This is a genomic window from Cellulomonas sp. P4_H12, assembly GCF_056400905.1.
On sequence record NZ_JBFUKJ010000112.1, the window covers coordinates 1 to 594 of the forward strand.

The following is a 594-nucleotide window of genomic DNA, read 5'->3' on the forward strand; positions in this document are numbered from 1 at the left end:
ACTCGGCGCCGTGCCGCCGAGACCGCCCACGGTGCGCGTCAGGGGCGAAGTCTGCGCAGCGCCCACAACGACGGGACGAACAGGACGACCGAGAGTGCCAGTGCCAGAGCCGCTTCGATCAGCTGGAATCGCCGAAGCAGGTTGTCGGGGTGGAACCTGATCTCGTGGCGGTCCGCACCCTGTGCGCGGACGCAGTCGGCGTGTTCGCGTTGCGCCACTACCTCGAGGGCGTCCTGGCGGGTCTCGTACTGGGCGAACGTTTCGTCGGGTCGCTGTTGCCAGTCTGGGTCGGAGCCGACGGTCGCGCACCGGGAGAAGTCGATCGCCACCGATCTGCCCGCGGCGTCGACGTAGCCCCAATCCAGCAGCCAGGACGTCAGGTTCGGGGTGTCTCGCGGATAGGCGAGGAACTGGTTCGACAGATCGAGGTGCCGCACCTCGACGGTGGCCGTCGCGTAGTGCKGGCGTGCACCGACCTGGAACCCGACGAGTACCGCCGCCATCGCGACCAGCGTCAGCACCATCGCGCCGATTGTGTTGCGCAGCACCAGCGCAGCGCAACTGCCCAGGATCAGTGCGAGGAATGTGTAGGCG

At 67.8% G+C, this 594-nt stretch carries 1 protein-coding gene; it reads right to left on the minus strand.

Features of this window, described 5'->3' with window-relative positions; translation table 11 throughout:
• Positions 1-38: 38 nt before the first annotated feature.
• On the minus strand, positions 39-594 hold a 556-nt coding region (locus tag AC1DQC_RS20045; protein ID WP_477052981.1), incomplete at its 5' end, for a hypothetical protein.